General features: G+C 47.9%; 18 protein-coding genes. 5 read left to right on the top strand and 13 right to left on the bottom strand.

The genetic code is table 11. The features are described from left to right. Positions 1–86: 86 nt before the first annotated feature. From CWB98_RS24585 to xseB, 10 genes are all read right to left on the bottom strand, one after another. Positions 87–2,693 carry a fibrinogen-like YCDxxxxGGGW domain-containing protein gene (locus tag CWB98_RS24585; protein ID WP_138543915.1) on the bottom strand — a complete coding sequence of 869 codons (2,607 nt, stop codon included), beginning with the start codon at positions 2,691–2,693 and terminating at the stop codon, positions 87–89. 251 nt (positions 2,694–2,944) lie between these two features. Beyond that, positions 2,945–3,550 carry a phage tail protein gene (locus CWB98_RS05370; protein WP_138543914.1) on the bottom strand — a complete coding sequence of 202 codons (606 nt, stop codon included), beginning with the start codon at positions 3,548–3,550 and terminating at the stop codon, positions 2,945–2,947. Positions 3,551–3,794: 244 nt separating this feature from the next. Beyond that, positions 3,795–4,412, bottom strand: coding sequence for a phage tail protein (locus CWB98_RS05365; RefSeq protein WP_138543913.1), 618 nt, complete (start codon positions 4,410–4,412; stop codon positions 3,795–3,797). A 170-nt stretch (positions 4,413–4,582) separates the two neighbouring features. After that, entirely contained in the window at positions 4,583–5,203 is a 621-nt protein-coding gene (locus CWB98_RS05360; protein ID WP_138543912.1) for a phage tail protein, read from the bottom strand. A 118-nt stretch (positions 5,204–5,321) separates the two neighbouring features. Next, a complete protein-coding gene (locus CWB98_RS05355; RefSeq protein WP_138543911.1) occupies positions 5,322–5,822 on the bottom strand; it encodes a hypothetical protein in 501 nt (166 codons plus the stop codon). A gap of 86 nt (positions 5,823–5,908) precedes the next feature. After that, entirely contained in the window at positions 5,909–6,634 is a 726-nt protein-coding gene (gene deoD, locus CWB98_RS05350) for a purine-nucleoside phosphorylase (RefSeq protein ID WP_138543910.1), read from the bottom strand. 2 nt (positions 6,635–6,636) lie between these two features. After that, a complete protein-coding gene (gene deoC / locus CWB98_RS05345; protein ID WP_138543909.1) occupies positions 6,637–7,401 on the bottom strand; it encodes a deoxyribose-phosphate aldolase in 765 nt (254 codons plus the stop codon). 316 nt (positions 7,402–7,717) lie between these two features. Continuing rightward, the gene (dxs, locus tag CWB98_RS05340; RefSeq protein WP_138543908.1) at positions 7,718–9,577 is read right to left on the bottom strand and encodes a 1-deoxy-D-xylulose-5-phosphate synthase; all 1,860 of its coding nucleotides are present in this window, start codon (positions 9,575–9,577) and stop codon (positions 7,718–7,720) included. Between the two features lie 211 nt (positions 9,578–9,788). Next, on the bottom strand, positions 9,789–10,676 hold the full coding sequence (ispA, locus tag CWB98_RS05335) for a (2E,6E)-farnesyl diphosphate synthase (RefSeq protein WP_138543907.1): 888 nt from the start codon (positions 10,674–10,676) through the stop codon (positions 9,789–9,791). Between the two features lie 6 nt (positions 10,677–10,682). After that, positions 10,683–10,925, bottom strand: a complete 243-nt coding sequence (gene xseB / locus CWB98_RS05330; protein ID WP_054017279.1) for an exodeoxyribonuclease VII small subunit — start codon at positions 10,923–10,925, stop codon at positions 10,683–10,685. A gap of 241 nt (positions 10,926–11,166) precedes the next feature. Between xseB and pomA the strand changes: the two genes are divergently transcribed. From pomA to CWB98_RS05315, 3 genes are all read left to right on the top strand, one after another. After that, on the top strand, positions 11,167–11,934 hold the full coding sequence (gene pomA / locus CWB98_RS05325) for a flagellar motor protein PomA (RefSeq protein WP_138543906.1): 768 nt from the start codon (positions 11,167–11,169) through the stop codon (positions 11,932–11,934). A gap of 2 nt (positions 11,935–11,936) precedes the next feature. Then, the gene (locus tag CWB98_RS05320; protein ID WP_138543905.1) at positions 11,937–12,869 is read left to right on the top strand and encodes a flagellar motor protein MotB; all 933 of its coding nucleotides are present in this window, start codon (positions 11,937–11,939) and stop codon (positions 12,867–12,869) included. Between the two features lie 228 nt (positions 12,870–13,097). After that, the gene (locus CWB98_RS05315) at positions 13,098–13,562 is read left to right on the top strand and encodes a hypothetical protein (protein ID WP_249364612.1); all 465 of its coding nucleotides are present in this window, start codon (positions 13,098–13,100) and stop codon (positions 13,560–13,562) included. 526 nt (positions 13,563–14,088) lie between these two features. Here the strand turns inward: CWB98_RS05315 and CWB98_RS05310 are convergent. From CWB98_RS05310 to putA, 3 genes are all read right to left on the bottom strand, one after another. Continuing rightward, the gene (locus CWB98_RS05310; protein WP_138543903.1) at positions 14,089–14,973 is read right to left on the bottom strand and encodes a hypothetical protein; all 885 of its coding nucleotides are present in this window, start codon (positions 14,971–14,973) and stop codon (positions 14,089–14,091) included. A gap of 91 nt (positions 14,974–15,064) precedes the next feature. Further along, positions 15,065–16,285 (bottom strand): aromatic amino acid transport family protein, encoded by a 1,221-nt coding sequence (locus CWB98_RS05305; protein ID WP_138543902.1) that lies wholly within the window; start codon positions 16,283–16,285, stop codon positions 15,065–15,067. A 189-nt stretch (positions 16,286–16,474) separates the two neighbouring features. Beyond that, on the bottom strand, positions 16,475–20,278 hold the full coding sequence (gene putA / locus CWB98_RS05300) for a bifunctional proline dehydrogenase/L-glutamate gamma-semialdehyde dehydrogenase PutA (RefSeq protein ID WP_138543901.1): 3,804 nt from the start codon (positions 20,276–20,278) through the stop codon (positions 16,475–16,477). A gap of 372 nt (positions 20,279–20,650) precedes the next feature. Here putA and CWB98_RS05295 point away from each other — a divergent pair, with 372 nt between their 5' ends. Next, on the top strand, positions 20,651–21,139 hold the full coding sequence (locus tag CWB98_RS05295) for a winged helix-turn-helix transcriptional regulator (protein WP_138543900.1): 489 nt from the start codon (positions 20,651–20,653) through the stop codon (positions 21,137–21,139). 142 nt (positions 21,140–21,281) lie between these two features. Beyond that, positions 21,282–24,506, top strand: a complete 3,225-nt coding sequence (locus tag CWB98_RS05290) for a S41 family peptidase (protein WP_171045589.1) — start codon at positions 21,282–21,284, stop codon at positions 24,504–24,506. Positions 24,507–24,523 lie beyond the last annotated feature (17 nt).

The raw sequence follows: 24,523 nt of genomic DNA, 5'->3' as shown, positions 1-24,523 counted from the left end.
AGTGCATGTACAGCCTCCCAAAATTGGATGTCTCTGGTATGAAACAAGGTGCTGCTTAATGTGCTCATTAAGCAGCACCTGTCGTGTTATTTTATGTAGTACTTCAGTTCATCCTGCTCGTCCACAGAATACTGGGTCGTATACGGCCAGATGGTAAATTGTCGTTCCGGGTTGCCATTAAAAATCGACGCGCCTGCAATATCCCATTGATAGTATCCAGTATTATCTGCAAGCTGCGCCATGGTGAATGTTCCACTATTAACGTAGTTGCAAGCAACCCCAGTGGGCTCTGTTCTAAAAATATTCAGGCCTTCCATATGAGGGGTATTGTCAAATGTCGCTGTCAGATCAGCTGCGGTGTCGTCCAGTAGCCCCTGGCATCCTACACCAGTTGGATTGGTGACATTAAAAGCCGAGATCATCGATACTTTGCTGTGCTCATCAACAAACATCAGTCCTTCCGTCATAGCCGCGCGCAGTGCCTGCCATCTTGAGGACTCAAGCACACCATATTGGTCGACTCTGACAGGCTCACGGATCAGCTTTCTTTCAATACCATCGGCATGGTTGGCGAACAGCGTCCAGCCACCGCCCAGGGTCTCCATATCGCAATACGCAACAAATGGAGTGACATTGCCATCCCCGTCCGGGTCTATGGTGTAATAGCCTGACTGGCTGGTCGGATTGGTTTGCTGAATATCACGACAGGTTTTGCCCTGTGCCTGTGGATTGTTACCCGCAAACTCATCAACAAAGAAACCATAGTATTCCATTTCATCAATCTGAATATAGTCCACAGAGCCATGAGTACTGAGTACCAGCAGCCTGAAGCTGCTTCCAAGGGCTGCCTTGGTCAGTTTTACAGTGCTTTCTCCTTTATCCATCGTGATGGTTTCATGATCGGTAAAGGTCACGCCATCGTCCGATACCTGAAAAATCACTTCTTTGGGAGTGCGAGGAGGAGATTCTGCAAAGTGCTTGGTTATCTGAGTGCTAAAGCCGGTAATAACGGCTGTTTTAGCAAAGGAGACCTGTAACCACTCGTTGCTGGTGGAGGGGGCTAGCCAGATCCCGTGTGTCAGCAACTCTCCTGCCTGAGGGTTAATTTTCGGATTAGGATCTCCGTAATACAGGTGGCCGTCAAATGCACCAGCCGGACTGAATTGGTTAACCGTGCCGCTGGCTGTGTAATTACCCGGTGAGAGTGAATTTGTGTAGACCAGCGCAATGTTATTATTGGCACCAGTGGTATCACCATCGGTGACAACCGGGCGGGAGAGTGTCAAGTCTTCAAAGTGACAGAAGTACTGGAGTGCGGGTGCGCCACCAGGGCCGTCCGCATCAATCAGATATAAGTTGGACGTCGCATTGGGGTTACTGAGAGCTATGCTTTCACAGCTGATCCCGTCGCTTGGGTACACTTCCTGATTGAGGACATTGACCATGTCAAGTAAACGGGCATACTTGGCTTCCAGAGACTGACTGGCATTATCAACATAACGTTTGGTGACCAGATGGTTTGGCGCGATAGGATCGTTGGCGATGGCATTACCAATGACTTCCAGCGCTGCACTGGGTGACTGGGTGCCCACACCGACGGAAACGTTGGTTGATACGGTTGTCGCACCATCACGCCAGTGTGTGGTGCCAGGCAGGCCTTGATCCCCTTTCGGGCCCTGGATACCCTGGTCGCCTTTTGGCCCTTGTACCCCCGGCTCACCTTGTGGTCCTTGTACTCCTTGTAAGCCCTGCGGACCTTGTGGCCCCTGCAGCCCAGGCTCACCTTGCAGACCTTGCTCGCCCTTTAATTCACTCCAGAGTGTTCCATCACAGCTAAAAATCTGCTTATCTACACTGCTGTAGTATAGTGAGCCTGTGTGCTCTGGGTTACAGGGGACTGGTGCACTGGCATTAGGCGTTAATCTCAGAGCGCCGGGTATTTCCAGGTTAGCCTGCGACAGTGGCTCAAATAATGCCGGATAACTGTTGGGATCGGTGGGGTCAGTATTAGCCAGAAACTCAGCTAAGTTACTGGCACTATCCTGATCTATATCTGCACTGGCATCACTTGCATCTGCCGGATTTAACCCATAGCGAATTTCCCACTCGTTGGTCATGCCATCGCCGTCATCATCCTGTGGTTTAGCCAGGCTGATAACGGAGACGGCATCTATATCAATGGTGTTGGCATCAATGCTGGTATTGTGTATTTCCAGTGCCATCGTATCAGTTAACTCAGCAAGCGCACGATGTGCCTCGGTCGGCTCAAATGTTACATCAAGCTGGACAAATGCCCCTTCGACTAATGTGAGATCAGGAGTTACATCGATAAAGTGCTCTGCAATGCGAAAGCCAATTTTAAAGTCAGCCGGGTTGACACTGGCGCGCACGCCTAATTTAGCTTGGATGAGGTAGTTGCTGGTTAAACTCAAAGGCACAGACAGGGCCTGACTCAGGGATGCACCCTGACCAATGAAGGCGACGTTGTTCATTGCCTGGTGATCAGCATAGTGGGTTGCGGATAGGTTAATGATCCCCGCCTGACTATCGGAAAAGGTCCAGACATCAGAGGTGTGGCTTAGTTGTGCTTCAGCCAGTGTTTGTTGTTCGAACTGGCCATCCTGTACCAGTTCCGTTCCCGATGCATGCCAGCCCAGTGTGGCAAGCATCACAGGTAACACTCGTTTTTTCATATTTTTTCCTTTGTAAAAGTAGAGTTGGATTAATGCATGATGAATATTGTACAGGATTACAACTTAATGGTTGCCATAAATATTTTTGTCATTATTTAGTGTGGGTTTTGTGATGGGCTGGAGTCATCGTCGTGTGAGTACTAAGCAACAGCGTGGGTCTGCGAATCGATGAGTTTGTTGAAAGTGACTAAGAGCGGGTGAGTAATAAGACTGACAGGCCAATCGGGTGCATGGCACCCGGTTGGTATTGATTAAGCGCGCCTTGGGTAAGCACCCAGAACACAGATCTGCCAGCCAATGGCTAACACTGGGCTGCGAATATCAAACTCCGCATTGTCATTATAATCTGAATAAACTTCGGCCTCTACTTCAACCCCTTTAATAGGGCTCATGAAATCTGCTTTCTCAAAGTCAGAAGGTGTGAAGAAGAGTTGAGCTGGCGATTGCTGTAAGGGACCTGGTGGTTGTATGGGCGCCATATAACTGTTGCCTTCATAATCAGGAAAGAGCGCGTTGCCATTGTTCGATACCATAGTAAACCGGGCGACTGCTTTGGCCTTATGTGTGTGAGGGGGTAAATGACGTGGTTCGAGTTTGACTAATTCTCCTCCGGTGTAAGCGCCTAGTGGATATTCAATCAGCCCACGCCCTTTACCATAGCGTATCGGGCTTCTGCCACGCAGGTCCGGGAGCGCAAAAGTGGTGCGTCCGTCACCGCCATATTTGTTGCCTAGTATCGTGAATAGTGCCTGATTTTGGTTGACTGACACAAAACTGCCGTCGCATGGACCGTAACCTTCTACAGTAAAGTCGCCGCCATACGGCATCATGTCACCCAGGTATGCTTCAACTGCCATATTTCTACCTCACAGTTAGATGTTGTTAAAATTGCTACAATAAGTACATCGAATGGATGCAACGTATGCCAGTGCCCAAGGAGTAAGTCTGGTGTCTGCAGACTAAATCCATTGCGCTGCCTGTTGCCTATAATAAACTCATGCCTTTCCTGCTTATCAAGGCAGGCTATGGGGTGTCGCTTTATAACCGAAATAATTCGCATCAGGAGGGCCGACTCCTGATGCCTGGTGGTCTAATTAGCCATTATGCGCGGGATGGGAAAAGTCCATTCAAACACACTTGCCAGTTAATCGTGGTAAACGGGCTCAGTAACTCAACATCCTGGCCCAATCCCGTGTTGTCTACCGTGACTGTTGCGTTTTCTATTACTGATTGTACCTGCACTTCTGGACCCTTGATCTCTACCAGTTGCTCTGTTTCAAATGCACTGGGCACGAAAAAGCTCGAATCTTGTGGTTTGCCAAGGTAAGCAGCTGATGTCGGTACAGGGCTGTTGGCATTGTTGGAGGCCACAGACAGGGTGGCCGTAGCCGCACTTGATACGCCGACAGTAGCAGCTGCTGTATGAGAGTGAGCAGGGAGCTGTGCGGTTGTCAGTTGGACTGATTCACTGCCGCCTTTGCTACCTAACGGGTAGTAGGATAAGCCTGGTGCTTGCCCTTTGCTGACAGGGCTTCTGCCACGTAAATCTGGCACAGCAAAGGTACTTCTGCCATCGCCACCATAGAATGTGCCCATGATGGCATAGGTTGCTGAGTATTGTGAGATAGAAATGAGTTGCCCACCACACTCCGCGAATTGGCGTACTGCAAAGTTACCTGTAAACGGCATCATTTCACCGATAAATGCGTCGGCAGCCATAACATGCTCTCCCTAAATCATTGTTGTTAATAACGTTATAGTCAAAATCAACCATACCTCATCCCTTTTCAGAAGTATATTACTTTGTATTACAGCACAAACCGACATCATCATTGGCTGGTGTTAGTGGATACGAGCCGATATACGCTGATGAATAAGCTCAGTTCTGATTAGGGGCGTTGCGGATAGAGGTTGTCTGCACAAATGAGCCAGTTTACAGCCTGAACCGGGTTGCGGATATCAATAGATTCGCTCCGACCTGTATTATTCAATCCAACGTTTGCCGAGGCCGAAGACTGAACGTCAACATTTATTCCTTTGACTCCAACTGGTTGTACGGATTCAAATGGGCTAGGCACAAAGAAGTTTTGATCCTGTGGTTTGCCAAGGAAAGCGCTGATATTGGGGGCTGGTGTATTTGCGTTATTGTTCGCAACCAACATTGACGACTCCGTGGCGCTAGTGATGGGGGGGACCTGAGCCGATGCGGTATGATTGTGTGTCGGTAAGTGATATTCAGTGAGGGTTTTTTCTTCAATACCCCCAAACATACCGATTTGATAATCATACATTAAGTCGGGTGCCTTTCCGTGGCCAACAAGGCTGCGGCCGCGCAGATCTGGCACGGCAAAGGAGACCCGGCCATCGCCACCATAAAGGGTACTCACTAATGAGTAAAGGGACGTAAACTGCCCTATGCTGACTAGCTGGCCGTCACATGCCAGATACTCTCTTACGACAAAATTACCGACAAAGGGCATGAGCTCGCCCGTAAATGCTTCTGTTGACATAAAACAATCCCTAGCGCTTTAATATTAGATACTTACATCAATCTTTATCCTACATGCTCGAATGTCGCAAGTATATTACTTTGTATTACAGGGGATATGAGACACGCTGGAGATAGGCTTAAAGCTGGTGTTCTTCTATATCAATGGCCGCGATTCTGTAGGCTGCTTTGAGCATCACAATGAGCGCAATCACATTAAATGCCAGACTAAAAAAGGCTTCAAATGCCATGATATCAATATTGAAAGAGCGCAAATATCTTGTGATTTGATCAACAATCTCGATGGCTATACCTATCACAATCAACATGAAGCCATAGTATTCAGAGGTGGCGTTCAGGGCACTGTGTTGTTCCAGCGTTGGATCGTTTTTACTTTCGAGCATGCGTTTTGAAAAAATTTTCCGCCCATCCATGATGGCCCCAAAGCCAATTAGCAAAATGGTGATGGTCGATTCGTTTTCAATGACCTTCTGATAGCCATGCTGGTCCATGTGCCCCAGTAAATACCGAATGTCTTCAGCGGTAATACTGCCAACCAGCAGGCTGATCAGCACCAGTGGAAAAAGTAAAAATCCCCGGTTGAGTACAACCGCATAAATAATCTGTCGGGTTTTGGTCATAAGTTTTATGTAGTTCGTTAAAGCAATGGTTTTGGATTTGCCTGATGGGGCTTATTCGCCGAGGCTGACGCATAAGCCCGGCAAAGTTACAGTGCTTTAGTCGTCATTAAGGCCAGTTGGATCATCTCTTCAAAAGAAGACTGTCTGGCGTTACTGCTCAAATGCGTGTCGAGAGTGATGTGGTCGGCAACCGTTAAAACGGCGAGTGCCTTGGCACCATATTGTGCGGCAACACCATATAACCCGGCAGCTTCCATTTCTACACCCAGGATCCCCATGTTATCCATCAGATCAAACATATCTGGCTGTGGAGTATAAAACAGGTCGGATGAAAAAACATTGCCAACCTGCACTTTTAGCGCCATATCTGACGCGGCGTTGATACAAGCGTTGAGCAGGCTGAAGTCGGCGATAGCCGCAAAGTCATGATCTTTAAAGCGCATTCGGTTTACCTTTGAGTCGGTACAGGCACCCATGGCAATAATAATATCGCGCAGCTGCACGTGTTTAGACACCGCGCCACAGCTACCCACGCGGATCAGGTTTTTTACTTTGTATTCTGTGATTAACTCTTTGGCATAAATGGAGCAGCTTGGGATCCCCATGCCCGTGCCCATCACTGAAACTCTGTGACCCTGAAAAAAGCCGGTATAACCCAACATATTACGGACCGTATTGACGATTTTTACGTCATCCAGATAGTGCTCCGCGATAAACTTTGCGCGTAGCGGATCGCCTGGTAGTAACACGGTATCGGCGAATGCATCTGCTGGTGCATTAATGTGTACTGTTCCATGAGAGTTAGCGTCCATCCTCAGTATTCTCCCTTGGATTCACAGGCTATGCCTGTCAACGTTGAGAGTACATCACTGAGCAAGCCAGATGCACCAAACCTAAAATGCTGCTTGCTTACCCACTCCGGCCCCATAATTTGACCAGCCTGAGCCAGGTAAGCGTGGGCATCGGCAACCGTGCGTACGCCACCAGCGGCTTTAAAGCCGACCTCTTTGCCACTGTGCTTAATTGCAGTGAGCATGACTTCGGCTGCTTCGAGCGTGGCATTTTCAGCCACTTTACCAGTACTGGTTTTGATAAAATCAGCGCCAGCATCTATTGATATTCGCGATGCTTGCGCAATGAGTGCTGGCGTAACGAGTTCTCCGGATTCAATGATCACTTTAAGTTTTACGTGTTCAGGACATACCTGCTTACACTGCTGTACCAGTTGGTATCCCACTTCAGGATCACCTGCTCTGAGTGCCTGGTAGGGGAAAACAACATCAACTTCATCAGCACCGAGTGCAATGGCTGTAAGGGTTTGCTCTACGGCTGTGCCAATGTCCTCGCCCCCATGTGGAAAGTTGCTCACAGTGGCAACCTTGATACTCGGATCTAAATGCTCTCTGGCTAGTGGAATATGTTGCGGGAAAATACAAATCGCAGCTACCTTGCCGGCCTGTGAGCAGGCCTGCTGGCAAAGCCGGATAATGTCTTTTTCGCTTTCTGTGCCGGTCAGACTGGTTAAATCCATACAATTGAGCGCCAGCTGAGCAGCATTTTTGAGTTGTGTTAATGACATAGGGGACTCCTATTGTGCTGCCGATATAGTGTGGTCAGGCAGCAAAGAACCACTTTCCCAAATGGCAGAAGAGGGGCGCAGGCGGGCATTGCTCACTCGACAATTTGGGAACTCGAGTGGACTTGGTTCCATGAAGACTTGTACGCTGTGTTCAAGCTAATTCCGTTTAATCACCGAGGGATTGTCTGACAGTCAGCATCGGATTTCCAGCTTAAAAGCGTGTTATTTTGATATGACGCAAATTAAATAGGTGAATTCTAATTATAAAAAAACCACAGCAAGGGCTGTGGCTTTTTTATTAGCAGAGCTGACAGCGTTATAAAACAGTTTCAATCCGCTGCTGGATCCCATTGGCATCCAGGCCCATTTCAGCGTGCATCTCATCCTGAGTACCATGCTTGATGAACTCATCGGGAATGCCAAGATGCAAAATTGGCTTGAGGATCTGCGCAGCGGCCAGATATTCACTGACGGCACTACCGGCACCACCTGCGATGGCGTTATCTTCCAATGTCACTAGCAGATCATGTTCAGCCGCCAGCTTTTCAACCATAGTGCCATCAAGTGGCTTCACAAAACGCATATCCACCAAAGTGGCATCCAGCGCATCTGCGACTGGTTTTGCGTTGTGTAACAAAGTACCAAAGTTAAGAATGGCGACCTTCTTACCTGAACGCAGTTGGTTTGCCTTGCCTACTTCCAGCTCGGTCATCTGTGCCTTAACCTCTGCTTCACCGGCTGAGCCACGAGGGTAGCGCACCGCGGCTGGTTGTTGCAGACGGTGGCCTGTGTAGAGCATCTGACGGCATTCGTTCAGGTCACTTGGGGCCATAATCACCATATTGGGAATACAGCGCATAAAGCTCAGGTCGTAAGCGCCCTGGTGTGTCTCGCCATCAGCACCAACAATGCCTGCACGATCAATGGCAAACAGTACCGGTAGGTTTTGCAACGCGACATCGTGGATCAGCTGATCGTAACCGCGTTGCAAAAAGCTCGAGTAAATAGCCACGACCGGGTTCAAGCCTTCACACGCAAAACCGGCACCTAAGGTCACGGCATGTTGCTCTGCAATTGCAACGTCAAAGTATTGGCTTGGGTGCTCTTTTGAGAAGCGCACCATACCAGAACCTTCACGCATAGCTGGTGTAATGGCCATCAGCTTACTGTCTTGTTCTGCCATGTCACACAGCCAGTCACCAAAGACTTTCGAGAACGTTGGCGCGCTTGGTTTAGACTTCGGTAAGCTGTGTACAGAAGGGTCGAACTTAGGTACGCCATGGTAGCCAATCGGGTCGGCTTCCGCAGGTTGATAGCCTTTTCCTTTTTGGGTTTTTACATGCAACAGCTGAGGGCCTTTGAGGTTACGCATGTTTCTGAGCGTATCAACCAGCATATTGACATCATGACCATCAATAGGGCCGATGTAGTTAAAGCCCAATTCCTCGAAAAAGGTACCCGGTATCACCATGCCTTTGAGGTGCTCTTCGACTTTGCTTGCCAGCTCTTTTACGGGCGGCACACCAGAGAGTAACTTTTTACCACCTTCGCGGATATTGGTGTAGAAACTGCCTGACAAAATACGTGCGAAGTGATTATTTAATGCCCCCACGTTTTCAGAAATCGACATCTCGTTGTCGTTGAGGATCACTAGCATGTCTGATTTCACATCACCGGCGTGGTTCATCGCTTCAAAAGCCATACCTGCGGTCATGGCACCATCGCCAATCACTGCAACGACTTTACGGCCTTGCTGCTCTTTTTCTGCGGCAATGGCCATGGCCAGTGCTGCCGAAATAGAGGTACTGGAGTGACCAACACTGAATGTGTCGTACTCGCTCTCTTCACGAAACGGGAAAGGGTGCAGACCGTCTTTTTGACGAATGGTATGCATCTTGTCACGGCGACCCGTGAGTATTTTATGCGGGTAAGCCTGATGGCCAACGTCCCATACTAAACGGTCTTCGGGAGTATTGTAGACATAGTGCAGCGCCACAGTAAGCTCTACAGTGCCTAGACCTGAGGCAAGGTGACCACTACTTTGCGAGACCGAGTTTAACAGGTAGTCGCGCAGTTCATTACTGAACTCGGCCAGTTTGTGTTGCGGCAAAGTGCGCAGCTGATCGGGCTGCTCTATCAATGCCATAAGGGGATACTTGCTGTTATCAAGACTCATATTGATTATGTTATCCTGGGCAGAGTTTGCTGACTAAACTGTCATCATTGTCTGCCATTAAATTTATAAAATCTGTTTCTGGTGCTCAGTCATACTGGCAGGCCACCTATGGCCTTAGTCTTCAAGCTACATGCTGCAATGCACCACAGTATAACTTAACTAGTTATTAATTTAGCGACTTATCAGTCGATTGCTAGCCTGTCTCCGACCTTTAGTGATCTCTGGCGATGATATAATCTGCCAGCAAAGCCAGGGCTTGTGTGTCCGCATCAATGTCTTGCAATGCTCGCTTTGCTTCATTAACCAGTGCTTGTGCTTTTTGCTTTGCGCCAGACAAACCCAGTAATGAAGGGTACGTAGATTTATTGTGTTCCAGATCAGACCCCTGCGGTTTGCCTAACACTTCTGTGTTGCCTTCGATATCCAGAATATCGTCCTGGACCTGAAATGCCAGACCAATGTTTTGGCCATATTCACGTAACCGGGCAAGCGTGTGTGGCGATACATTGGGTGCACATAAAGCACCCAGCTCAATGGCACAGGTGAGAAGTGCCCCTGTTTTTAGGCGGTGGATACGCTCAAGCTCATCCAGACTGACAGATTTGTCTGTTGCTGCTAAATCCAGTGCCTGACCTCCCACCATGCCCTGTAAGCCAGAAGCCTTCGCAAGTGTATTGATCATGGCAATCTGATGACTTGCCGGAACGGAGAATGCGTGTCCGGATAACAGCTCAAATGCCAGCGTCTGCAAAGCATCTCCTGCCAAAATAGCTTGTGCTTCATCAAAGGCAATATGGCAGGTCGGTTTGCCGCGACGTAAGTCATCATCGTCCATTGCGGGTAAATCGTCGTGGACCAGTGAGTAGCTGTGAACACATTCAACCGCAGCGGCTGCAATATCCAGGTCTTGAGGCGCAGCGCCAAAAATCTGACCTGCCGTATAAACAAGAAACGGACGTAATCGCTTGCCGCCATTACTAATACTGTAACGTGTTGCCGCAATGGCTGTGCCGTCACTGTCGAGTTCCTGTGCAAAGTAGGTGGCCACGGTTTTATCTACCTGGGCTCTGGCTTGGGCAAGTTGTGCTTGTAAATCCACCGTTTATTATTCCAGCTCGTCTGTAAATTCGTTCAATGGGCTTTGCTCATCATTACCCAGCAAAATTGCGACTTTCTGTTCAGCCTGTTGTAGCTTTTGTGAGGAGGCATTGGCCAATTTAATACCCCGTTCAAATTGTTTGAGTGATTGTTCCAGGGTCAGTTCGCCGCGTTCCATGTCCTGTACTATGCCTTCAAGCTCGCCAACAGCTTCTTCAAAGCTCATGTTTTCCGGTTTTTTTGTCGCCATGTGCAATATTCACTTTGAGCTAAATTAAAAAACGCTTAATTTTATGAGTATTACAGATTGAGGTCAAAGATCTCTCGGACTTTTTACGTTATATAGTCTGCGGGAATTGCCAAAGGCTTATGAATTCGCATTTTCAAGGCAATTTAATATAATTGAGTTAAGTTATTGCAAAACTGGCCGATAACTCTGTCGATAATAATAACTGCGTGATAGATAACGGGTAATTTCCTTTGGAGGGTGTGTGGATTTAGCAACCGTGATTGGGATCTTAGGGGCCATAGGCTTGATTGTGATGTCCATGGTACTTAGTAGTGATGGCCAGATTGCCATGTTTTACAACACTCCATCAGTGGTTATTGTGTTTGGTGGTTCGATATTTATCGTGCTTTCGAACTTTACCATGAGCCAGTTTTTTGGCATTGGTAAGGTGGCCGGTAAGGCCTTTATGTTTAAACTGGAAACACCTGAAGAGTTAATTGAAAAAGCAGTTGAACTGGCTGATTCAGCACGTAAAGGTGGGTTTTTGGCGTTAGAAGAAGCGGAGATCCCTAACTCCTTTATGCGCAAGGGTGTTGATATGCTGGTGGATGGCCACGATGCAGATGTCGTCCGGGCAACATTGCAAAAAGACATTGCACTGACCTCTACTCGACATGAGATGGGCGCCGGGTTGTTTAAGTCTCTGGCGGATATCGCTCCTGCAATGGGTATGATAGGGACCTTGATTGGTCTGGTAGCGATGTTATCAAACATGGATGATCCTAAGGCAATCGGACCAGCTATGGCCGTAGCACTATTGACCACTTTATATGGTGCGTTTTTAGCGAACGTAGTCGCCATTCCTATTCAGGTAAAACTGGAGCTGCGCAAAGACGAAGAAGAACGTAATCAACGATTGATCCTGGATGCTATTTTGGGCATACAGGATGGCCAAAACCCGAAAGTGATAGAAGGTATTCTGAAAAACTATCTGCCTGAGTCTAAACGAGGTGGCGAGGCCGAGGAGTAGTTATGTCAGACGAAAACGAATGCAAATGTCCCCCCCCAGGCCTACCTGCCTGGATGGGGACCTTTGCCGATCTAATGTCATTATTGATGTGCTTTTTCGTTCTATTGCTGGCGTTTTCGGAAATGGATGTACTGAAGTTTAAGCAAATAGCAGGCTCTATGAAGTTTGCATTTGGTGTACAAAATAAAATAGAGGTCAAAGACATTCCCAAAGGTACCAGCGTGATTGCGATGGAGTTCACACCGGGTAAACCTGAGCCCACACCGATAGAAACAATTCAACAACAAACCGTTGAAATGACTCAGCAAATGCTAGAGTTTCAGGCCGGGGACGAAAGTTCGGCGGGTGGTCGGCAAGAGCAAAGGGGTAATAAACGTGGTGGTGAATCTTCCAGTACGGCCCAAGAGCAGTCTATGACTCAGGCAATTGCTGCTGCGGAGCAAGAGCAAGTAAACGAGTTGGTGAAGAAAATAGCACAACAACTCGAAAAGCAAATCATGGATGGTGCCATTGAACTGGAGTCGCTCGGCCAGCAAATCATCATACGTATTCAGGAAAATGGCTCTTTTCCATCAGGCAGCGCATTTCTGCAACCAAAATTTAAGCCCGTGATTCAGGATATAGCTCAGCTATTAAAAGATGTACCCGGCGAAATAACCGTGTCCGGGCATACGGATGACTTTCAGTTTTCCAATGAGCTTTACAGCAATAACTGGGACCTTTCCGCGACAAGAGCCGTTGCGGTAGCGACTGAAATGCAAACCGTTTCCGGGTTTGATAAAAATCGCATGGTGGTAGTTGGTCATGCAGACACGCGTCCTCTGGTACCGAATGAAACCGATACAGATCGGCGGCGTAACCGGCGTGTTGAAATATCAATTATGCAAGGGAAGGCTAAAGAATCTGACCCAATTAATGTACGTGGAAACAACTAGAAGTATTGCGTGGTACCGATTCTTGGGCTAGGCTATTCAGCGGAATTTAATCTGATAATGTTAATGGAGAAAACAATGCTTAATAAATATGCTTATATGCCGGGTTCAAATGGTGGTGGTAATGACGGAGATGATCAGTCTCAGCCTAAGTAGACTTGTTAGAGTGTTAGTTACCAGATGACTCAAACGCATATAAACAGTGCCTACTTTAACAGGATCATGGATGCCATGTTTGATAGTCAAATGGTATTGGTGACTATTGCCGTTGTTTTATTTTATTTTCTTAAAGACAGGCAAGCACTGCGATACTCGTTATTGTGCTTTGTTTTTTTCGTTAATGGTTACTTAACTCACGATCTCGTCTTAGACCTTGATAGTAGCAAGGTCTATCGTTATATCTATTGGGCTGCTGCGGACATTCTTTTCATTGCTATCGTTGCATATTGGGCACTGAAAGACAAAATGTATATGTGGCAGAGTATTATTTGTCAGCTGGTCGTGATCCCTGCTCCGCTATTACAGCTGTTTAGGTTGGTTGATCGCCATCTGATGGAGCTCAGCTATTCAGGCTATTTGTATAAAACCATTTTACCCTTGGTCAATTACGCGACCGTATTTTTGTGCTTTGTGCCGCTTATCTATGTGCTGGGTAAAAATAGAAAGTCCACCAGAGTAACGGAAGAAGCTAGCTAGCCGCTGAACTCGTTTTATCCTTTTACACTGAACGGCTCAAAAAGCCATAGCTCATATCTATTACCTTATGTGCCTGTTGAGCTTATAGTTAACCCTTCAAACCTTTTCGCTTTTGATACACGTTCGTGTAATTGCATAGCTAACTTTGAGGTGCCAAAACCCGGTGATATGGTTGCGTATATCCGCAGCTTAGCGCAGTGCATATGCCCACACATGCGAGGCTCCAAGAGCGCATTGTTAACACTGCCATAGGCTTGTTCAATTTCTCGCACTGCTGATGTCTTTATACCAATTTCACTTAATGCCTGTTCAATTTGAAGGCGCAAATAGGGCGCTAACGGTATTAAAAATTTCTCATTTAGAACCTTTACCTTAGGTATAAGTTCGTAAATTTTTGCCTCGCCTATATGGACATAGTTGCCTCAGCGATAGCAGGACGCGTGAGCGGTGTTATCGACGATATTTTCTCGCCTCAAAATAGCACACTTGATTAAGCAAATTGGTATTAGACGGGGTGTGGTAAAAACTACTTAATGTCGATTTGAGTAATACTCAGTTCGGCATCATCGTTGTCTATTGCGAGTGTGCCGGAGACCTTTACGGCTGTTTTATTACCCGAGCTGTCAGGCAACGCCACGCTGGTTGTGCCAAACTTGCATGACTCTAGTTTATCCGTAGTTGTTAAAGCAACGCTCAGGCAATGTGTTGTTGCGCTATCACCTGTTCCCTGAGTTTCACAGAAGCTGGGGTTTAAGGTATCCAGCTGGCTCTGTGCAACTTGTGATAGTGAGTAAGATAATGCGAATCCGTCTTGGGTGCAATTCATTGTCACAGGGTTTTGGTTGCTTTCTGATGTGCCTAACGTAAAGCGATTGTCATCTTTATCGCGATACCAGATAGTGATATCGCTGACAGGGGAGGCTAATGTGGTATGCGCAGGAGACCCTTGATTGCGCCAGTCATCAAGAGAGTCCAACTCAGGCAACGCACCCGTAAATGTAATTGCAGGGCTGTAGTAATACAATTCTCCCTGTTTTACCGAGCCATTATCATCACCTATCCAAGTCTGGGCACCACTTGAGCCAAATATGTCGGCTGCCAGCAAACACAATGTTTCATCTGAACTGAGCTGGTGAGAAGCATTTAATGAAAATTTGTCTGCGTAAATAAGCAGTTGCGGTTTTGACTGCAACCGTGACCCTTCAATCTGCCAAAAAACAGCGGTGCGCTCAAATTGGTTGAGCGAGCGTTGTGCACTAAAATCGTTGCCGCAACTTTGTACGGTTGAGCCTGTATCCGATGAGTCATTGTTACTTGACGAATTTGGATCGGCTTTTAACGGTTCGCTGTTTTCTCCGCCACAGGCAATAAGCAAAACGGTTGGAAGAATAAGGGGGATGAGATGTTTCATGCGGTCCTTCTTAACTACGGCTGGGAATGTCTTAGTGAGGACATTATATCGCCAGCCACAGTTAAATCGAGGCAAAAAGTGTGGTTAATTGTTAAAGCGCGGGGATCACACCCAGCATTTGCAGACATTGAGCAGAAATGATCAGCACACCACATAAACCCGCACAAATCAGTCCAACATTGCCACCAATAACCTGGTAGCCGTCAGCTGACTGGTTGTTACCTTCGGTCTGATGCGTTTTACGCTGTTGCCAGACCATAGCAACGGGAAGGAAAATGGCGAGTACAACGAGTGCGATAGCGGCATAACCCAGTGCCATGATAAATCCCTGCGGGTAAAACAGTGCAAAGCCAAGAGGAGGCAAGAAGGTGATCAGCGCAGTGATCACTCGCTCAGACACGGTATTGCGTTTTTTAAAGGCGTCTGCAAAAAAGTCGAACAGACCCAGGCTGACGCCAAGAAATGACGTTGCCAGCGCCAGATCGGCAAACAGGGTGACAAACGTACTCACTTGCGGGCTATGGGCAATATTAGAAATACTGGCGACGAATCCTGGCAAACCTTCACTGTTGAGCAGGGCGCTCTGTGCCATCACACCTTGGCTAAGCAGTTGCCAGCCGATATAAATCACTAGGGGTAGTGAGGCCCCGACTATCATTACTTTTCTTAAAGTTCGTATATCAAGCCCAACGTATTTAACGATGGAAGGAATAGAGCCATGAAAACCAAATGACGTAAAGATAACGGGTAGTGCAGAGATGATCAGCCCTTGCTCTACCGGCATATCTAATAAGTGCTGTCCGCGCACATAGGGGGTAAGAACAAAAAATAAACTGGCCAAAACGACTATCTTGATCGCAAACAACACACGATTGAGCTTATCAACCGTACTGGTGCCCAGAGTGACGATTGTTGCAACAAGTATTGCCAGCAACACAGAACCTGCCTGAGGTGCTATCTTCATATTGGTTAAGGCGGAGAGCTTTTCTTGTAGCTGAGCGCCCCCACCCGCGATATAGGCCGCACACAATGCATAGAAAAGGAAGACCATGGAGAAATTAGCAACATACTGACCTTTCTTTCCTAAAATGCGCTTGGCCAACGTATTCAAGGTTGCTTCTTTACTGGCGTACTGATGCAGTTCTAACATCAGTAATGCGGTATAAGTCATTAACATCCAGGTTGCCAGTATTAAGAGTAAAGCCGTGGTAAAGCCCAGCCCTGCTGAAGCGATAGGTAACGCCAGCATACCAGCTCCAATTGTGGTGCCGGCGACAATTAACATGCTGCCGATGGTTTTGTTCTTTTGCACACATAGCCCCTAACTTTGTGAGAGAAGCAGGCACAATATAACGGTTAACTAAAAAATGAAATAGTTTTGCTACAAATCAAGGTACAGGCTTGTAATTTGTGCATTACAACTGTGTTAAGGCTATTGAAATTACATATAAAAAAGCCGGCGAATGCCGGCTTAAGTAAAATTAAGATTCAACGAATTCTATTATTCGTCATCTTCTACCAGTGTCATCAGAGAGGTATTACCACCTGATGCCGTGGTATCAATACTAATTGTTTTTTCTGTCACCAGACGGCTGATCAACGTATCGTAGTACTCAGCGCTGATCACGGGCAAAATGGCGCCCTTGCGCGCAGCCAGTTGCTGACTGAAGTAGCCCAGGCGTGATGAGCGGGCAGCAACCACTGCGCCAGACAGGTGAGGGTGCGCCAGAATAGCCTGTAACTGGTTTGGCTTAGCAACCTGGAATACCCCTTCGGCAACGCCAGTTGCGATAAACTTATCGCGGAATGCCTGAGCTTCTTCATAGAATAACTCAGAGGCAACCGTAATTACTGTGTTACCTGCAGCCAGAGCGGTAATGACCGACAACGCCCAGAAGTTAAAGGAGGTACTCTTATCGGCATAACACACTACACAGCCGCGAGGCTCAAGGTGCAGGGTGTTAGATTCACCCGTTGGCCCAGGTAATACGATGTGTGAACGCATACGTTTTTCCAGGCGGTTCAACTGGGCTCGAGCATCTGCCAGCGTCAGGGCTAAGTCATCAGCTAACTCGTCGATGATCTCAACCGTCGCGACCTTAGCCAGTAGCTGACGTACTGCAGAAACACGGTCATTCAGCGGCGTGGCACGCCAGATCTTCTCGTCGCGCAGCGAGTTTTGCATCAGCGCTTCAACCTGCTCTACAGCACCCGGGAAGTGGTGCGTTTCCAGCTCATCTGGTGTCAGGTTCGTCATCTGTACGTTATCCGGAGAGGCTTTCTCTTTGACCAGACGCAACAGATAGTTTGGACCACCTGCTTTAGGACCAGTACCAGACAGGCCGCGACCGCCAAACGGCTGAACACCAACGATGGCACCGATCATATTACGGTTAACGTAGACATTACCCGCACGAGACATTTTAGCCAGGTACTCGCAACGCGCTTCGATACGTGAGTGAACACCCATAGTCAGGCCGTACCCTGTGCCATTGATCTGGTCTATCACCTTGTCGAGATCTTCGCCTTTGAAGCGGATAATATGGACGACCGGACCAAAGACTTCACGTTTAAGTACTGACAGGTCAGAGATTTCATACAAACGCGGTGCAAAGAAATACGCGCCGTTTTCGCTGTTGTCCGGGATTTTGGCTTCGAACAATAGCTTGCCGTTGCTCTTCATAAAGTCAACGTGCTTGGTTAAGGCATTCAATGCTTTTTCGTCGATCACCGGACCCACGTCCGTAGATAACATTGCCGGGTCACCAACATGCAGCTCTTGCAGTGCACCCTGAAGCATTTTGATAATGCCGTCAGCCACATCTTCTTGCAGGAATAAGACACGTAATGCAGAACAGCGCTGACCTGCACTTTGGAAACCAGATGAAATCACATCATCCACAACCTGCTCAGGCAGTGCTGTTGAGTCAACCACCATACAGTTCTGACCACCCGTTTCTGCGATCAGAGGGACCTGAATATCGTTACGTTCAGCCAGGATCTGTGAAATCAGGGTGCCGGTTTCAGTAGAGCCTGTGAACATCACGGCCTGAATACGCTCATCCGGTACAATGTGTTTACCCACTTCGCTACCACGGGCAATCACCGGCTGAACAACATGCTCTGGCAAACCGACGGTACGCATCAAATCGATACAACGCAGTGCAATCATACTGGTTTGCTCAGCAGGTTTCGCAATAACTGTATTACCAGTCACAATGGCAGCGGCAACCTGACCAAGGAAAATCGCCAGCGGGAAGTTCCACGGGCTGATACATAAAATCACGCCACGGGCTTCAAAGCGCTCATCTTTCGACAGCTCTTCGGCACGCGCCGCATAGTAGCGACAGAAGTCGACAGCTTCACGGACCTCATCGATGCCGTCCTGAGTGATTTTACCAGCTTCTTTAATACAGATAGCAACCAGCTCATCGTGATGACGCTCAAGAATATCGGCAACGCGACGCAGCAGATCCGCACGCTCTTTTACAGGCGTTTGTGACCACTCGGCAAAGGCATTCTCGGCATTGCTCAGAATGCTTTGCATGTAGGCGTCATCGTGCATAGGAACATGGCCGACAATTTCTGTGTGATTGGCCGGGTTACGCACGGCCATACGGCCCTCAGGCACGTCGCTTTCTTCAATGCGGTGCTCGTTGAACCAGTTGTCCAGATTCTCTTTAAATGGCGTCAGTACATTGATATCAGTCAGATCCATACCTTTTGAGTTCGGGCGTTCATCACCGTATAGCTCGATAGGCAGGCTGATCTGCTTGTTGTATTTGTTGCGCAGGCCTTGCAGGGTTTCAACCGGATCTGGTAGTAATGATTCTACCGGCTTAGTGGTGTCGACAATGGCGTTTACAAACGATGAGTTAGCGCCGTTTTCCAGTAGACGACGTACCAGGTAGGCAAGCAGGTCTTCATGGTGACCAACCGGTGCATAAACACGACACTGAATGCCTTCGCTTTCAACGATTTGATCAAATAATGATTCACCCATGCCATGCAGACGCTGGAATTCGAATCCAGTGTTGTCGCCTTTCGCAACTTCAAGAATGGTTGCGGCTGTGTAGGCGTTGTGTGTTGCAAACTGTGGGAACAATACATCACGTGCTTCCAATAGCTTGATAGCACAGGCTTTGTAAGACACATCAGTGGTTGCTTTACGGGTAAATACCGGGAAGTGGTCTAAACCATCTTGCTGCGTGGTTTTAATTTCCGTATCCCAGTAAGCACCTTTTACTAGACGGACCATCAGCTTGCGACCAACACGTCGTGCCAGATCTGCAACCCATTCTACAACGAAAATGGCACGTTTTTGATAGGCTTGTACCGCCAGACCGAAACCATTCCAGCCATCCAGCTCCGGAGCTGAGAAGACGGCTTCAATCACGTCTAAAGAAATGTCCAGTCGATCGGCTTCTTCAGCATCTACGGTAAAGCCGATGTCATATTGTTTGGCTGCCACAGCCAGTTCTTTCAGCTTTGGCACCAGCTCGTCCATTACGCGGTCGCTGTGAGAAAATTCATAACGTGGGTGGATAGCAGAAAGCTTAACAGAAATGCCGGGGCTCTTGATTGGGCCACGGCCTGCTGCAGCTTTACCAATGGCATGGATCGCATTCATGTAGCTCTGGTAGTAGCGCTCAGCATCGGCCATTGTGCGTGCGCCTTCGCCTAGCATATCGTAAGAGTATACATAGCCTTTCTGTTCTTTTTCTGCGGCGCGGGTAATGGCGTCCTGAATGGTCTCACCCATAACAAACTGCTTACCCATGATCTTCATAGCAAAGTTTACAGACTTACGGATCACAGGCTCACCCAGGCGGCCAATGGTGCGTTTTAGAACGCCAAACTGCTCTTCCTGGTTTTTATCGCTGTAGTTCACCATCTTACCGGTAACCAGCAGACCCCAACTCGAGGCGTTGACGAACAGAGAATCACTGCTACCTAAATGCGAACTCCAGTCACCTTTGGCCAGTTTGTCACGAATAAGCTGATCCTGAGTTTCTTTATCTGGCACGCGAAGTAGGGCTTCTGCCAGACACATCAGCACGACGCCTTCTTCTGATGACAGAGAGAATTCGTTAAGCAGTGCGTCTACACCATTTTGGCCATCCTGATCGCGACGAATATTCAAAACCATCTGACGGGCTCTTTCCCAGGCGCGGCTGCGTGCCGTTACGCCCACTTCGGCCAGCGGCAGAATATGGTCGATAACTTCGTTTTCATCGATGCGGTAAAAATCGCGGATCTTCTGTCTGATAGGACAGGTGGTTGTCAAATCGCCGTTATAAAGCATAACTCAGCCTCATAAAATAAGAGTCAAAAATGATTGTAAATTGAACAACTTAATGCTTTGCGTGCTAACAAGGTTGGTAAGTACTTGCTAGTCGTTGCGTACCTATTAAGTTTGGGCGGTACCTGCAAAAAGTCTCAATTACGACAATATGATGCGGTCATAGTGCTAACCTTAACACACCTCAGGGCGTGTTCAACTTTTAGCCAGTCTCGCGTTCTAATAAATGGTTTGCCACGGATACGATCTTAATGTGGCGGTTACGTCAAATTTCGGGGACATTCTATCGAAAAGACAGCAGAATATGCTGTCTTATTTTTTTTGATTACGGTAAATTTGCGGGTAATTGCGAAGCTGCACAGAATTTTATGCTGAATGACCACTTCAATTAAAACGCGGGTGCTCGACAGGATCGATATGGCAATTCTGGATATCCTGCAAAAAAATGCCCGTATTTCCAATGTAAACCTGGCGAAAGCCGTCAATCTGAGTCCCAGCCCGTGTCTGGATCGCGTGAAAAAGCTGGAAGCTGAAGGATATATTGAGGGCTACGCTGCCCAGTTAAATGCCGCAAAGCTGGGTCAGCACTTGGTTGCGCATGTTGAAATTACGCTGAAAAGCTCTACTGAGTCGGTATTTGAAACCTTCAGGCAGCACGTACTGGAGATTCCCAATGTCGTAGCCTGCGATATGGTTGCCGGCGGATTTGATTACCTGTTGAAGATTAGGGTGCAGGATATGCGTCAGTATCGCGAGGTACTGGGGCAGATTGTTGAGATACCAGGAGTCGGCACTAATCACACATATATGGTGATAGAGCACATTAAAGAAGACAGAGGCGTGGAAGTTCTGAACTTTCAGTGATCACGTGTTGAATTACCACCTTATGGATAGATAATCCGGGTTTCATATTTTGTAACAAGCTTTTGGCCGCAAGTTAGCTGTAATTAGGAACAGACTTGTTATTATAAATGAGATAAAATAACAAAACTAACTTGTGAGGCTTATGAAACTCAAGCATCTAGTTGCCGCCATTGCGGCTGTAGCTGCGCCATTGGCGGCTGCATATCAAACTCAGGACACGCGTCTACTGCGTTTTCCTGATATTCATCAGGACAAAGTCACTTTTGTATATGGCGGTGATATCTATATTGCGGATACCAAATCGGGCAATAGCACCCGCCTGACCGACCATGTTGGCTTTGAGACTTTCCCTAAATTTTCACCAGATGGAAAACGCATCGCGTTTGCGGCAGAGTACAATGGTAGCCGACAGATTTATGTGATCGATGCCGATGGCTCTAATCTGAAGCAACTTACTTACTACAATGATGTGGGCCCAATGCCGCCACGTGGCGGGTTTGATTACCGAGTGTTTGACTGGACACCGGATGGCAAGCATATCGTGTTTCGTGCCAACCGTACGCCGTGGGGTAAACGTATGGGCCGTCCATACATGATCCCAGCTGATGGTGGATTAGAGCAACCGCTGGCCATTCCGGAAAGTGGTGGTGGCATGCTGTCACCAAATGGTAAGCAGTTTGTCTATACGCCTATTGATCGCGAGTTCAGAACCTGGAAACGCAGCCGGGGTGGTCGTGCCCAGGATGTCTGGGTGTATGATTTAGAAAACAACACCTCAAAACAGCTGACCGAGCACAGAGCAACCGATCAGCAGCCAACCTGGGTCAACGACAGCATTTACTTCGTATCTGACCGCGACTATACCCTAAACCTGTATAAATACCGTGAAGGGAAAGCACCGGTTAAGATGACGAACCACAGTGAGTACGACGTACTGTGGCCATCTGCCGGGCCGAATGCCATTGTGTATGAAAACGGCGGCTATTTATATCGCTTTGATGAAGCAACCAAAGCCACTGAAAAGCTGACCATCAATGTGCCCGGGGTACGTAAGTATGCGATGCCTTACACAAAAAATGTCAGCAAGTTCATCGACTCAATGGATATTTCTCACGATGGTAAACGTGCCCTATTCACAGCGCGTGGTGAAGTATTCTCGGTCCCGGTTGAACAGGGTCCGACACGTAACTTGAGCATGACGGCAGAAGGCCGTGAAATTGCTGCGAGCTGGTCACCGAACGGTCGTTATATTGCGTATATGAGTGACGCGACGGGTGAGTATGAGATTTACCTGAAAGATCGCGCCAATAACAATGAAGTTAAGCAACTTACCAGTAACGGTACTATCTGGCGCTTTGATCCTATTTGGTCAGCTGACAGTTCTAAGCTGCTTTTTGCCGATAAGAATCACACTATGTGGTGGCTGGATGCAAGCTCAGGAGAGCTGCATAAGATCGATACTGGCAAGTATGATGATGATGGCATCACGCAGTATACCTGGTCTCCAAACAGCGAAGATCTGATCTTTGTGAAGAACAATGTCAATCGTTTTGCTTCTTTGTGGCACTACAATACCCAAAGCAAAGCGTTGAGTCGCCTGACAGATGATATGACCAATGAACAGAATCCGACTTTCTCACCGGATGGTCAGTATCTGTATTTTACATCGGAGCGCGATTTCAATCTGACCTTCAGTTCGTATGAGTTTGCTTATTTGTATAACAATGCAACACGCCTTTATGCCGTAGCAGTGAATGACAAGGTTGCATCTCTGACACAGTTTAACAGCGATGAAGCGGCAATTGTCAGCGAAGAGAAAGATGATAACGCCAAAGACAGTAAAACTGAAAACCACTTACAGGTAGATGGCTTTATGTCTCGGGTTGTGGCATTGCCTGCCAAAGCGGGTGATTATGGCGACTTAAGTGGTGTCAAAGACGGCGTACTGGCGCTTTCCGAAGGCACATTGAAGCTGATCCCTACTAAACAAGATGGCAAGGTGCAAACGGTTGCTAATGGTGTGCAGGCCTATAAGTTGGCGGCTGGCGGTGAGCACCTGATTGTTCGCGCAGGCGGTAAGTACAGTGTGATTAAGCCTAAAGCCAAGCAAGACCTGAAAGCAACACAACTTGATCTTAGTAACATGTTACTGAAGATCGACCCCAAAGTTGAATGGCAACAAATGTATGTTGAAGGCTGGCGAACGCTCAGAGACTGGTTCTATGATGAGAACCATCATGGTCAGGACTGGGATGCTATCCTGAAGCGCTATCAGCCGATGGCTGATGCCGTGGCACACCGCAATGATCTGGACTATGTCCTGAGCGAAATTGCCGGTGAGATCAACGCGGGTCACATCTATGTTCAGTCAGGTGATGAGCCTAAAGCGAAACGTAAGAAACATGGCCTGTTGGGTGCCCAGATCAGTGCGCACAGCTCAGGCTTTGTGCGCATCGAAAAAATCTACCAGGGTGAAAACTGGCATGAAGAGTTCCGCTCCCCATTAGGCGAGCCAGGTGTTAACGCCAGTAAGGGTGACTATATTGTGTCGGTCAATGGTCGTGCGGTAAACACCGTTAGCAACTTCTACGAACTGCTGGAAAATACTCAGGGCACTCAGGTTGAGTTGCGTCTCAATAATACCCCGAGTCTGGACGGTGCCTGGAAGGTGACAGTGAAGCCAAGCGCCAGTGAAGGTGGCCTGCGCTATCTGGAGTGGGTCCAGTCTCGTATGGACTATGTTGACAAGCTATCGGGCGGTCGCATTGGTTACGTCCACCTGCCAAATACGCTGTTTGAAGGTAACCGTGCAATGTTTAAGCACTTTATGCCACAAACAACCAAGGATGCCCTGATCATCGACGACCGCTACAATGGTGGTGGCTTCATTCCTGAGCACATGATCACTTGGCTGGCACGTAAGCCTCTGAACTACTGGAAGCGTCGTGGTGTTGAGCCGACAAAAACACCTCAGTTTGCTCACGATGGCCCTAAAGCTATGCTGATCAATGGTTACTCCAGCTCTGGTGGTGACGCACTGCCTTATTACTTCCGTCAGGCAGGACTTGGTAAATTGATCGGTACGCGTACCTGGGGTGGTTTGATCGGTATTTCGGGCAACCCACGTTTGGTTGACGGCGGTCAGGTGATCGCTGCAACTTTCCGTATTCTGGACACTGATGGCAACTGGATTATTGAAGATGAGGGTGTCAGCCCTGACATCGAGGTGATTGATCGTCCGGAGCTTATCCACGCGGGTAAAGATCCGTCAGTAGAGCGTGCTGTTGAGGAGTTGCTTAAAGAGATGAAAGCGAACCCGAAGAAGCAGCTCACGGTGCCGCCAGCGCCTACGGAGTTTGGTCGTTAAACGATGCGAGTCAGCAT

This window comes from Pseudoalteromonas rubra (genome assembly GCF_005887115.1).
Classification (GTDB): domain Bacteria; phylum Pseudomonadota; class Gammaproteobacteria; order Enterobacterales; family Alteromonadaceae; genus Pseudoalteromonas; species Pseudoalteromonas rubra_F.
The sequence above is the reverse complement of the archived record's forward strand: the minus strand, read 5'-3'. Positions and strand labels throughout refer to the sequence as shown.

Excerpts from the sequence above, each read along its gene's own strand:
- CWB98_RS05295 (WP_138543900.1), top strand. The coding sequence starts at position 20,651 with ATGACCACTTCAATTAAAACGCGGGTGCTCGACAGGATCGATATGGCA.
- deoD (WP_138543910.1), bottom strand. The coding sequence starts at position 6,634 with ATGGACGCTAACTCTCATGGAACAGTACACATTAATGCACCAGCAGAT.
- CWB98_RS24585 (WP_138543915.1), bottom strand. The coding sequence starts at position 2,693 with ATGAAAAAACGAGTGTTACCTGTGATGCTTGCCACACTGGGCTGGCAT.
- CWB98_RS05315 (WP_249364612.1), top strand. The coding sequence starts at position 13,098 with ATGTTTGATAGTCAAATGGTATTGGTGACTATTGCCGTTGTTTTATTT.
- dxs (WP_138543908.1), bottom strand. The coding sequence starts at position 9,577 with ATGAGTCTTGATAACAGCAAGTATCCCCTTATGGCATTGATAGAGCAG.
- xseB (WP_054017279.1), bottom strand. The coding sequence starts at position 10,925 with ATGGCGACAAAAAAACCGGAAAACATGAGCTTTGAAGAAGCTGTTGGC.
- CWB98_RS05365 (WP_138543913.1), bottom strand. The coding sequence starts at position 4,412 with ATGGCTGCCGACGCATTTATCGGTGAAATGATGCCGTTTACAGGTAAC.
- CWB98_RS05290 (WP_171045589.1), top strand. The coding sequence starts at position 21,282 with ATGAAACTCAAGCATCTAGTTGCCGCCATTGCGGCTGTAGCTGCGCCA.
- CWB98_RS05355 (WP_138543911.1), bottom strand. The coding sequence starts at position 5,822 with ATGACCAAAACCCGACAGATTATTTATGCGGTTGTACTCAACCGGGGA.
- putA (WP_138543901.1), bottom strand. The coding sequence starts at position 20,278 with ATGCTTTATAACGGCGATTTGACAACCACCTGTCCTATCAGACAGAAG.
- CWB98_RS05310 (WP_138543903.1), bottom strand. The coding sequence starts at position 14,973 with ATGAAACATCTCATCCCCCTTATTCTTCCAACCGTTTTGCTTATTGCC.
- CWB98_RS05370 (WP_138543914.1), bottom strand. The coding sequence starts at position 3,550 with ATGGCAGTTGAAGCATACCTGGGTGACATGATGCCGTATGGCGGCGAC.
- deoC (WP_138543909.1), bottom strand. The coding sequence starts at position 7,401 with ATGTCATTAACACAACTCAAAAATGCTGCTCAGCTGGCGCTCAATTGT.
- CWB98_RS05320 (WP_138543905.1), top strand. The coding sequence starts at position 11,937 with ATGTCAGACGAAAACGAATGCAAATGTCCCCCCCCAGGCCTACCTGCC.
- CWB98_RS05360 (WP_138543912.1), bottom strand. The coding sequence starts at position 5,203 with ATGTCAACAGAAGCATTTACGGGCGAGCTCATGCCCTTTGTCGGTAAT.